The organism is Pseudomonas sp. S2_A05, from assembly GCF_054668485.1.
In genome coordinates, this window is sequence record NZ_CP162775.1 from 2,254,861 (window position 1) to 2,265,423 (window position 10,563).

15 protein-coding genes are annotated in these 10,563 nt (G+C 58.9%); 7 read left to right on the forward strand and 8 right to left on the reverse strand.

Annotated features, from left to right (window positions below):
* Positions 1-129 precede the first annotated feature (129 nt).
* The gene (locus tag AB4O12_RS10210) at positions 130-465 is read right to left on the reverse strand and encodes a hypothetical protein (protein ID WP_041480781.1); all 336 of its coding nucleotides are present in this window, start codon (positions 463-465) and stop codon (positions 130-132) included.
* 184 nt (positions 466-649) lie between these two features.
* Between AB4O12_RS10210 and AB4O12_RS10215 the strand changes: the two genes are divergently transcribed.
* Positions 650-889 (forward strand): hypothetical protein, encoded by a 240-nt coding sequence (locus tag AB4O12_RS10215; RefSeq protein WP_041480783.1) that lies wholly within the window; start codon positions 650-652, stop codon positions 887-889.
* Positions 890-953: 64 nt separating this feature from the next.
* Here the strand turns inward: AB4O12_RS10215 and AB4O12_RS10220 are convergent, their stop codons facing one another.
* Positions 954-1,151, reverse strand: coding sequence for a DUF2188 domain-containing protein (locus AB4O12_RS10220; RefSeq protein WP_252876471.1), 198 nt, complete (start codon positions 1,149-1,151; stop codon positions 954-956).
* Between the two features lie 218 nt (positions 1,152-1,369).
* On the opposite strand from AB4O12_RS10220, the gene AB4O12_RS10225 reads away from it, so the two are divergent.
* Complete coding sequence (locus tag AB4O12_RS10225; RefSeq protein WP_252876472.1) at positions 1,370-1,732, forward strand: NUDIX hydrolase; 363 nt, start codon at positions 1,370-1,372, stop codon at positions 1,730-1,732.
* A 3-nt stretch (positions 1,733-1,735) separates the two neighbouring features.
* Here the strand turns inward: AB4O12_RS10225 and AB4O12_RS10230 are convergent, their stop codons facing one another.
* On the reverse strand, positions 1,736-1,978 hold the full coding sequence (locus AB4O12_RS10230; protein ID WP_016775073.1) for a DUF1652 domain-containing protein: 243 nt from the start codon (positions 1,976-1,978) through the stop codon (positions 1,736-1,738).
* Positions 1,979-2,083: 105 nt separating this feature from the next.
* Positions 2,084-2,983, reverse strand: a complete 900-nt coding sequence (locus AB4O12_RS10235) for a polysaccharide deacetylase family protein (protein WP_252876473.1) — start codon at positions 2,981-2,983, stop codon at positions 2,084-2,086.
* A gap of 198 nt (positions 2,984-3,181) precedes the next feature.
* On the opposite strand from AB4O12_RS10235, the gene AB4O12_RS10240 reads away from it, so the two are divergent.
* Entirely contained in the window at positions 3,182-3,862 is a 681-nt protein-coding gene (locus AB4O12_RS10240) for an SOS response-associated peptidase (RefSeq protein ID WP_056789282.1), read from the forward strand.
* A 263-nt stretch (positions 3,863-4,125) separates the two neighbouring features.
* Positions 4,126-4,398: a hypothetical protein gene (locus tag AB4O12_RS10245; RefSeq protein ID WP_056789279.1), complete on the forward strand. Its 273-nt coding sequence runs from the start codon at positions 4,126-4,128 to the stop codon at positions 4,396-4,398.
* 44 nt (positions 4,399-4,442) lie between these two features.
* Here the strand turns inward: AB4O12_RS10245 and AB4O12_RS10250 are convergent, their stop codons facing one another.
* The gene (locus tag AB4O12_RS10250; protein WP_164488351.1) at positions 4,443-4,586 is read right to left on the reverse strand and encodes a hypothetical protein; all 144 of its coding nucleotides are present in this window, start codon (positions 4,584-4,586) and stop codon (positions 4,443-4,445) included.
* Between the two features lie 129 nt (positions 4,587-4,715).
* Between AB4O12_RS10250 and AB4O12_RS10255 the strand changes: the two genes are divergently transcribed.
* Complete coding sequence (locus AB4O12_RS10255) at positions 4,716-5,102, forward strand: DUF2784 domain-containing protein (RefSeq protein WP_041480792.1); 387 nt, start codon at positions 4,716-4,718, stop codon at positions 5,100-5,102.
* Here the strand turns inward: AB4O12_RS10255 and AB4O12_RS10260 are convergent.
* Positions 5,099-5,626 (reverse strand): DUF3087 domain-containing protein, encoded by a 528-nt coding sequence (locus tag AB4O12_RS10260; protein WP_095180232.1) that lies wholly within the window; start codon positions 5,624-5,626, stop codon positions 5,099-5,101. The genes AB4O12_RS10255 and AB4O12_RS10260 overlap by 4 nt on opposite strands.
* Before the next feature lie 222 nt (positions 5,627-5,848).
* Here AB4O12_RS10260 and ppnN point away from each other — a divergent pair, with 222 nt between their 5' ends.
* On the forward strand, positions 5,849-7,222 hold the full coding sequence (gene ppnN / locus AB4O12_RS10265) for a nucleotide 5'-monophosphate nucleosidase PpnN (protein WP_073471165.1): 1,374 nt from the start codon (positions 5,849-5,851) through the stop codon (positions 7,220-7,222).
* 202 nt (positions 7,223-7,424) lie between these two features.
* On the opposite strand, the gene AB4O12_RS10270 is transcribed toward ppnN, so the two are convergent.
* Together AB4O12_RS10270 and AB4O12_RS10275 are read right to left on the reverse strand one after the other, a co-directional pair.
* Entirely contained in the window at positions 7,425-8,828 is a 1,404-nt protein-coding gene (locus tag AB4O12_RS10270) for an FAD/NAD(P)-binding protein (protein ID WP_460061744.1), read from the reverse strand.
* Positions 8,829-9,392 carry a helix-turn-helix domain-containing protein gene (locus tag AB4O12_RS10275; RefSeq protein WP_460061746.1) on the reverse strand — a complete coding sequence of 188 codons (564 nt, stop codon included), beginning with the start codon at positions 9,390-9,392 and terminating at the stop codon, positions 8,829-8,831.
* Between the two features lie 85 nt (positions 9,393-9,477).
* Here AB4O12_RS10275 and AB4O12_RS10280 point away from each other — a divergent pair, with 85 nt between their 5' ends.
* A complete protein-coding gene (locus tag AB4O12_RS10280) occupies positions 9,478-10,413 on the forward strand; it encodes a DMT family transporter (RefSeq protein WP_460061748.1) in 936 nt (311 codons plus the stop codon).
* Positions 10,414-10,563: the final 150 nt, after the last annotated feature.

Consider the following 10,563-nt stretch of genomic DNA (forward strand, 5'->3'; position numbering starts at 1 on the left):
AGGATTCGGCAGCGCCTCTCGGCAACTGTCACAGACCATTGCGGCGCTTGCCCAGTGCCTCACCCCATGAAAAAAGGCAGACACCGAACTTCGGTGTCTGCCTTTTTTTGGGCGAATCGGGCGCCTGTTCTACAGGCAGTCACGCACCGATTGGCGCAGCGACCCGGACTTGGCCCACGGCGGCCCCTGGTAGAGGGACACTTTGCTGCCATCCTTGTATTTGACGATATCGAGAATCTCATCCGCCGTGATAATGCTCGGCGCGGTAATCCGGTAGCCGTTGGAAATCGACGTCTGCGAAGTCTTGGCCACGTCTTTCTGCCACAACGGTAACAAACACGCAGCATATTCCTTGGGTGGCTTGTCACTGGTCTTGCTGAGGTTTGGCTCGCCCGGCACCAGCGACGCCGGTAACGAGCACCCCGTCAACAGAGCAAGTGCCAGACTGCCGATCCATACGCGCATGTTGTTTACCTGTGCGGAAAAAAGCTGAATGTACCGTTTAACCGCTTGCACATCCATCGTGGCAACCCGCCGTTACCGGCGTTTGGACAATTTTTCACATCGGTTCAGCCGGGCGTCAGATGACTTGGCCGCATCCGGGGAAATGCGACTACTCTTTTCTTCCGAGAACGTTCAGGAGGTGATCATGCGGCTCAATGAATACGAACACGAACTTCAACGGGATTTGCAAAGCGTGGCGTCAGACCTGAGATGGTCGGCGGTCGACCTCAAACGCATTGCCGAACAATTGCGCAAATCAGGTAACGAAGCAGACGCCCAGACCGTGCTGCGCTCCTGCGAAATCCTGCAAAGCGACGAAGAGAGATTGCAGATCTATGCCAAGGAGGTGAAAGCCCGGACCATCAGCCGAATCAAGGTGCACTGACAAGCGTTCCAAAGCCACAAATAAGAAGCCCCGGTCGAAACCGGGGCTCTTTCGTTATAACGCATCAATTGACATTCTGGCTTTGCACCCGCTTGGAGCGTTGCTTGTAACCAGGAAGCGCCGCCGCATAGGCCATCGCCTCCTCTCTGCTGGTGAATGACGCCAACCGGTCGCCCTGAGTGCATACCCGCCATGGGCCGTTACCCACGCTTAGCACGTCATAACCGTTCATGTGCAGCTTGTTCAGCATTGGAATGCTCATGAGCACCTCACTTTTGCCAACGGTGTTTTCGGTGTACGGGCTTACCTTACACCCGCTCCCCGCTGCGGTGTGAACCGGATTCACCCTGGCACATGTCAATTCACTGGCACTTTTTGCTATGCAAATGGCTCCGAATCAAGAAGGAACCTTTAAAACCGCCTGCGGCTCGAATATTGCAGTTTGATTACAGATTTATGACACACATCAACAGGGCAATCATGAAAGTACGCGCCACCGTCATTTGCGAACAGGATCGGCATATCCTCCTGGTCCGCAAATCCCGCCATCACTGGTCATTGCCCGGCGGCAAGGTCGAACCCGGGGAAACCCGTGCGGCGGCAGCTGTGCGCGAGTTGCAGGAGGAAACCGGGCTCAATGCTGAGGACGTCCTGTACCTGATGGACTTTCAGGCGGGAAGTACGCGACATCATGTGTATGAGGCTTCGGTGGTCAACCTCGACGACGTGCGCCCGCAGAATGAAATCGTCGATTGCATCTGGTATCCGCTCGATGCCCTGCACAATCTTGAAACCAACGACGCGACACGGCGCATCGTGCAGGCCTTTCAACGGCGTTTATAACGATCAGCCGGCGAACGCCCGGCGACCGGCGCTGATTTCCGTGCGCAACTCACCGATGAAATTGGAAATATCGCGAATCGTCACCAGATGTTCGGGAGAAACGCCGTCGAGCAACAACTCGACACGCCCACTGCCCGGCTCATACACCTTGATCCGCAACAGACCTTGTCCGGTCGGTGTGCAATCACACTTGAACGTGGGGAAGCCTGACTCGACGATCCGGCAAATATCGGCAATGGCAAGCATGGGCGGGCGCCTCGCAGGCGGAGAATCGATCCATCGATCATAGACCCACGGTCTGTTAATTGCCCGCTCGGGAATGCCAAGCCGATCACAACTCACTCACGTCATTCAATGCGCATCATGATCCCAGATCCAGTTCCACATACCGGGCAGATTCACCGGCTCAGCGCTTTGCTGAACCGTACGCGCCAACGCGGCTTTTTCCATTGCGGCCTGATTGTCGTAGAACGGCTTGTCCGCCAGTCTGACCCCGGTCGCCGCCGCGCTATCGAGCAGAATCTGCAGATATTCGCGAGTGTGGCGCGCGGTGTAGCGATTGAGATCATGGAACGTCACCACGACCGGAATCACGCCATCCACGGTCGGCAATTGACCCACCGCGATGCGCTCGCGCACTTCCGATAACTGCCGCAGCATGTTCGCCCGACGCCGAGGGCTGGCGTTGAAGCCCCAGATCTTGCCGTCGTTGGCACTCAGGTCCGTGAGCAAGACGTGCAAGCCGTGTTTTTGATAGGCCGCAAATGTGCGTTTGTCGTAATTCCAGAACGGTGGGCGCAACAGCCTGGGCGGCGCCCCGGTGATAGCGGCAATGTCAGCACTGCCATCGGTCAGCGACTGCTCCAGTTCTTGTGGATCAAGCGAGCGGTGGTTGGTGTGCCAGTGAGTCGCTGTGTGAAAGGCGAGGATATGTCCCTCGGCGTGCTCACGACGCATCAGGCTGCGACCGATCTCGCTGTCGCCTGCCCTGGGTGCTCGGGTCTGCGCGAAAAACACGGCTTTGATGTTTGGCTGCAGCGGATTGCTTTTGAGGCTGTCGAGCACCGTCGCCGTGGGATTCCACCATCCTGAAGCGCTGGGGCCATCGTCAAACGTCAGCAGAAAACGTACGGGGGCCTGAGCCTTCAGGCGCGTTTCGGTTTGCGTGGTCATTTCAATCGGCGCGGCGATGCAACCGGCCAGACCGAGCGCGATGAGCGCAACACAAAGAAGTTTGCATCCGGATGTCATGTCTTGCCCCGAGGCCGCGGCCGTGGTGTTGTCGAATGGCAAACCTCCCTCGCCTTTGTCCATCCCTGCGCGGCTATCCGCGAGCGCAGGTTGGATAAGGTACACAGGGTTTGGTTCCGGTGCTGGTTTCAGTGCGTCATCGGCCAGGCACATCGGCATGTCCGACTAGACTCAAATTTCCTCAAGGAGATTTCAGCCATGTGCGGAAGACTCACGCAGTACCGTGGGATTCACGATTTCGTCGCGGTGCTCAGCATCCCCGATGCGTTGATCAATCACGTTGGCGATGCGCCGCTCAATCGCTACAACGCAGCGCCCACCACTGCGCTGGCGGTTCTGCACCAGCACGAACAGGCCATTCATGCCGACAATCTGCGCTGGGGCTGGCGGCCGCATTGGGCCAAGGATCGTGCCGCGCCCATCAACGCACGGGTGGAAAAAGTCGCCCACGGCGCGTTCTTCCGGGCGATCTGGCGGCAGCGGCTGATTGTGCCGGTCGACAACTGGTTTGAGTGGGTTGATACCGGGGAAAAATCCCGCCAGCCCTGGTTGATTCGTCGGGCGGATCAGGCTCCGGTTTTCTGTGCTGGTATCGGCCAGTTTCCGGCACCGGGGGTTGCGCCGAGGGAGGACGACGGGTTCGTCATCATCACCGCTGACAGCCTGGGCGGCCTGCTCGATATTCACGACCGCCGCCCAGTGGTCTTCGATTCGGCACGAGCTATGGAATGGCTTGATCCGGCTACGCCGCTGGAACGCGCCGAGCAGATGCTGCTGTTTGAAGGCGAGCCCAGTGATGCCTTCGAATGGTACAAAGTCGGCAAAGCGGTCGGTAATACGCGTAATCAAGGTGCGCAATTGATAGAACGAGTCGACTAAATAATTACTTCACTGCTGCGTTAATCAAGCGAGCCCGTCACTGAATCCCGCGCGTTACAAAAAGTGTTTCAACCGCGATACAACCCCCATAAAACAGCCGTTTGAGCGAATCAACCGCCTGTCAGACAGTTCGACAGTCATACATACATTTCCCCGCGCTGCGGATAGCATGCGCGCCGCCTTTCCGATTGGTATACCAGTTGACCAAAGAGTCAAAGAAATCAGGAATCCATCAACAACTTTCAAGCCTTGCAGAGAAATAAGTGAGCGACGATTTTGCAATCAAACAGGTCAGCGGCCTGAAGTGTGTCCATCTGTCCAAGACAGAACGCCTGGAACTCGACTGTTTTATCGGCCATTACATCAAGACCCGAAACCTGCACAGCGTGCCCGATATCGAACGCATCCTGCGCAGCACCCTCGAGGGATATCCCGGCCATCCGCCGGTGATGGTCAATGAGCTCAATGCGTGGATCGATCGAACGTTGGGGTATCGAGCGACCTACCCGGATTTCACGCAGCTGGAAGACTTCTGAAACGCGAAGAGCCCCGCTGATGCGGGGCTCTTCGTATGCGCTGTTCAAGGTTTCAGAGGACGCTCCTGGTCGCGGTCCGACAGCTCGCGGCTGTCATCATGCTTCCAGGTTTTTTCCTGCCTCTTCTGCTGCTCGATTTCTTCTTCCGTTGGCTCATCATCTTCCGCACGCGTTTGCTCAGTTGCCATGTGCACCTCACCTCAGAACAGTTGATGATCGTTAAAGGGTAGAACACTTTTGCGCGCCCAGATTCACCAACGCATTTTGTCCCGCGCGGCGTACCATAGCGCCATCTCCCCTTACGTCAGGAAGACGCCATGCTGTACCGAATCGCCGCCGACGGGCTGGTGCTGTTTCACTTGTGTTTCATCTTGTTCGTACTGTTCGGCGGGCTGCTGGTGCTGCGCTGGCCACGATTGATGTGGCTGCACTTGCCGGCGGCTGCCTGGGGCGTAGCGGTCGAGGTGCTGCACCTGACCTGTCCGTTGACCTACTGGGAAAATCTCATGCGCCACGCGGCCGGGCAGACCGAATACGCCGGCGGTTTCATTGAGCATTACATCTGGCCGATCATCTACCCCGCCGGTCTGACGCCGCAGATTCAACTGGCACTTGGCAGCGTGGTGCTGGCGGTCAACCTATTGGTGTACGCACGACTGCTGCGCTCGTGGAAACTGCGTCGCGCCCGGCGCATTCCGTTTTAACGCGAGGCGGGTTTCAACGTTTCCAGCCACTGCGGATCGAAGCGTGGCTGGTCAGGATCAAGGCCCAGCGCCTGCATCCGCGCCTTGTGCTGTGCGACTTCGTCACGCAGTTGTCCATGATCGCTGGAGTTGCCGTCCAGCTCATGCATTTGCAGCAGTCCCAAGTGGTAGAAACGCAACACCTTCATCGCCGTCGGATCGTTGTTCTGCGCCGCCGCTGTTACCTGATGCATCACATTGGTGATGCTCATCAGATTGCGCTTGAGGCGCCAGCTGTACACCGCCGGGGCCATCCAGGTCTGATGCCAGAAACGTCCGCGCAACAGCGCCGCCGTCAGCAGAAACGCCACAAATACCCCGCCCACGTTGAATCGCAGATTATCCCCATCGGGCTCGCCAAATACCGCCACCGCGACAGACGAAAACAGCATGGCCAGCAGCAGAAACAGCACGGCGATGATGATCGTGCTGCGGCGGGTCTGCTGACGAAAGGTAGCGGGGTCCATCGGCTGAATCTCGAACATCGAAAATGACTTCCTTGAGTGACAAAACGCGCAACGGAAAAAACTCGCCGGCGCATTATCGCATCGCACCGGGTTTTAGCTATGCTGAGGCTCCTTTTCATCTTTTCAAAGTCCAACGGGACATGGCGGTATAGCGCAGATCGTGCCATCTTCATTCATGGATACACACTATTCGGATGCCATCCGCTGCGTTGTGGATGACATCGTTTTAAGGATCACTGCATGACCCAACGACACGTAATCAATGCCTCGGTCAGCCCGAAAGGCAGTCTGGAAACCCTTTCTCAACGTGAAGTCCAGCAACTGAGCGAAGCCGGATCCGGCAGCACTTATACCCTCTTCCGCCAGTGCGCCCTGGCCATCCTCAACACCGGCGCGCATGTCGACAATGCCAAGACCATCCTCGAAGCCTACAAGGACTTCGAAATCCGTATTCACCAACAGGATCGCGGCGTACGCCTGGAGCTGCTGAACGCTCCGGCCGACGCGTTCGTCGACGGCGAGATGATCGCCAGCACCCGCGAAATGCTCTTCAGCGCCCTGCGCGACATCGTCTACACCGAGAACGAACTCGACAGCCAGCGCATCGACCTGAGCAATTCCCAAGGCATCAGCGACTACGTGTTCCACCTGCTGCGCAACGCGCGCACCCTGCGCCCGGGCGTCGAGCCGAAGATCGTGGTGTGCTGGGGCGGCCACTCGATCAATACCGAAGAATACAAATACACCAAGAAAGTCGGCCACGAACTGGGCCTGCGCAGCCTCGACATCTGCACTGGTTGCGGCCCTGGCGTGATGAAAGGCCCGATGAAGGGCGCGACCATTGCCCATGCCAAACAACGCATTCACGGCGGTCGCTACCTCGGCCTGACCGAGCCAGGCATCATCGCCGCCGAAGCGCCGAACCCGATCGTCAATGAGCTGGTGATCCTGCCGGACATCGAAAAACGTCTGGAAGCCTTCGTCCGTGTTGGCCACGGCATCATCATTTTCCCGGGCGGCGCCGGTACGGCCGAAGAGTTCCTGTACCTGCTCGGCATCCTGATGCACCCGGACAACGCAGGCCTGCCCTTCCCGGTCATCCTCACCGGGCCGAAGCATGCCGCGCCGTATCTGGAACAGCTGGATGCGTTCGTCATCGCGACCCTCGGCGAAGCGGCGAAGCAGCATTACGAGATCATCATCGACGACCCGGCCGAAGTAGCGCGGCAGATGACTCAAGGCTTGAAAGCGGTGAAGCAGTTCCGCCGCGAGCGTAACGATGCGTTCCATTTCAACTGGCTGTTGAAGATCGATGAGGGCTTTCAGCGTCCGTTCGATCCGACCCACGAAAACATGGCCAACCTGAAACTGCACCGCGACCAGCCACCGCATGAACTGGCCGCCAACCTGCGCCGGGCGTTTTCCGGGATCGTCGCCGGTAACGTCAAGGACAAGGGCATTCGCCTGATCGAAGAGCACGGGCCGTATCAGATCCGTGGCGATGCGGCGATCATGCAGCCGCTTGATGCACTGCTCAAAGCCTTCGTCGCCCAGCACCGGATGAAACTTCCGGGTGGCGCGGCGTATGTGCCTTGCTACCGGGTCGTCGCATAATCTCAAGCCGTCACAAAAGCCCAATGTGGGAGCTGGCTTGCCAGCGATAGCGGTCTTTCATTCAACAGAGACGTTGAATCAGATGACGCTTTCGCGAGCAAGCTCGCTCCCACAGGATTTATGGTGTGCCGCAAATTGTAGTCACAACCTGAATCCCATTGTGGGAGCGAGCCTGCTCGCGAAGAGGCCCAAGAAAAACACATCAGTCTCTCAGGCTATCCACCAACCGCCGAGCCAACGCTTTGGCCTGCGCAGCGACGTCCGTCACTGCCGTACTCTCCCACCACATCCCGCGCAACGGCGGTCCCATGGCAAACAGCTGACTACTCACGCGCCCTTCGGCACCCACCACTGCGCCGTCCTTTGCCGAGATCCCCAGCGCCAACGGCCCCGGCCGCACCAGCCCCCGCGCCAGCAACTGCTGTGGCAACGGTCGTGCGACTCGCCGCCAGTCGTATTCAATACCGCTGGAGTTGATCAGCGCCGCACCACTCACAGTAGATGTTTCAGCCTCACCCCGAGGACGGATGCGAATGGTCACAGCATCGCCAGAGCCGGGCTCAATGCCCTTGAATGACGCGGCGTGAATGCGCAAGCGTCCTTCCTTGTGCAGCCGTTCGATCAACTCGGCACTCAGTGGCGGCGAACGATGGTGGTGACTCTCCCACCATGGCCGTACATGCCGTACGAATTGTCGACGCTGCACGTCAGTCGCCTGACTCCACAACCGCGCGATATGCGCGCGAACCGTATCCAGCGGCGCCTGCCAGTCGATGCCTTGGGCGATTGCGTCGCGACAATGTCGGCGCAATTCGCGCACCAACTGGCGTGGCGTGCGGATGCTGTGATCTGCTGCCAGAAAATCCACCCAGGCCGGCGGTTGACGGCGCACGTGCGGCAGCAGGCCATGCCGGGAGAACACCTCGATCGGCCCGCGATGCCCGGCCTGCTCCAGCGACACCACGGCATCGACCATGGTCAGACCGGAGCCGATGATCACCACGGTGGACTGCGGGTCGAGTTCGCGCATGGCCGCCACATCCCAGGGATCAAGCGCGGCGGCATTAAGGCCACTGGACTGCGTCTGCGGCGTGCGGGCGGCGGGAAACATGCCGGTGGCCAGCACCGCCTGCGACCCACGCAAAATCCGGCCATCACTCAAGGTGAGCTGCGTTGAGCCGGAATCGCTTTGCAGGTCGACGGCTTCAGCACAAATATGTTCAACGGTCGAACCTTGCAGCGCGCCCACCGCCCGGGCCTCAGCCAGACGCTGTTGCACATAGACCCCGAACAGGCCGCGCGGCGGAAACAGCTCACTGACCGGCACATCCTGCTCGGCAGATTCCGGCCAGCCGCCGCCGGCAATATGCGCGGTCAGCCACTGCGTCAGATCATCAGGATTATCCGGATCGACGCTCATCCGCGCCGCGTTGCCGTTCAGCGTATGTCCCAACTCGACTGCGCTGTAAGCCTCACCACGTCCCAGTTCAGCGCGAGGCTCGATGATGAGAATCTTTCGTTGCCCCGGCAACCGGAGCAATTGCACTGCCAGCATCGTGCCGCTAAGGCCGCCGCCGATGATCAGAATGTCCGCAGGCTGCTCCATTCAGATCACCACATTACGCACGAACCGCGCAGCCACATCGCCATCGTTGCGGTAGGCATGCGGTTGATTGCTGGCGAACATGAAAAACTCTCCTTTGTTGATGTACTGCGGCTGATCGCCGAGCATCAGCGTCAGGCAACCCTCAAATACGTAGATCTGCTCGCTCCAGCCATCGGCGTCCGGTTGTGACGGATAAACTTCGCCCGGTTGCAGGCACCACTCCCATTGCTCGACTTCGCGGTTCGCGGTGGCTTTGGACAGTAGCACGGCTCTGCTGCCGGGAATCGTGCCCGCCCAGGCAACCTCATTGATCCGGCTCGGGTCGCGCGCATCGTGCGCTTGGATCAGATCACTGAACGCAACGTCGAGCGCTTCGGCGACGCGATCAAGCGTGGTCAGGCTGACATTCTTTTCGCCTGCCTCGATCGCCACCAGCATCCGTCGGCTGACCCCGGACTTTTCCGCCAACGCGGTCTGGCTCATATCCGCCGCATGGCGCAGGCGTCGAACGTTCTGGCTGACGTGTTGCAGGACGGAGGCTCGCTGAGTCGAATCTTTGTGCACTATATTGCTCACTCGGTGGGGTTGGGCAGTATACTGCGCAACGTTGGCGGCATTGTGCGGCCTCCCTTTTAATGTGCGCAAGGTCATGATGCCGCCAAACAATTCTGCGTCCCGAATCCGCTTTTCCCGCTTCAGCAAAGCCGAGTGCGTGCTGGTGCTGATCACCATGATCTGGGGCGGCACGTTTCTGATTGTGCAACATGCCATGACGGTCAGCGGCCCGATGTTTTTTGTCGGCCTGCGCTTTGCCGCCGCGGCGGCGATCGTGGCGATGTTCTCCTGGCGTCATCTGCGCGAACTAACCTTGTTCGAAGTCAAGGCAGGGTCGTTCATCGGTGTAGCGATCATGCTCGGTTACGGCCTGCAGACGGTCGGATTGCAAAGTATTCCGAGCAGTCAGTCGGCGTTCATTACCGCGCTGTATGTGCCGTTTGTGCCGCTGCTGCAATGGCTGGTACTTGGCCGTCGCCCAGGATTGATGCCGAGCATCGGTATCATGTTGGCGTTTACCGGGTTGATGCTGTTGTCGGGTCCTTCGGGGGCGGCGTTGAATTTCAGTCCGGGAGAAATTTCGACCTTGATCAGCGCCGTTGCGATTGCGGCCGAGATCATCTTGATCAGCACATTCGCCGGACAGGTTGATGTGCGGCGGGTGACGGTGGTGCAACTGGCGGTGACGGCGGTGTTGTCGTTCTTGCTGGTGGTCCCGACCGGTGAAGTGATTCCGGACTTTTCCTGGTTGTTGCTGGTGACCGCTTTGGGTCTGGGCGCAGCAAGTGCGGCGATTCAGGTGGCGATGAACTGGGCGCAGAAGAGTGTTTCGCCGACTCGGGCGACGTTGATCTATGCCGGTGAACCGGTGTGGGCCGGGATTGTCGGACGGATTGCCGGAGAGCGCTTGCCGGCGATTGCACTGGTGGGCGCCGGGCTGATTGTGGCGGCGGTGATTGTCAGTGAGTTGAAGACCAAGGGAAGGTCCACCGAGGCAGAAGCTGAGCTGGAGCGGGAAACGCAGGCGTGACCCGCAATCTTTTCTGGCTGCTCGCGAAAGCGCCGCACCATTGTTGTCCCTGAAACAACGCCAAACACAAAATTCCAGACTACTTTGTAGGATTCTGAGACATCCTCGCGTTTGGTGATCAGGGAGCTGGCACGTATGATGCTTCACAAA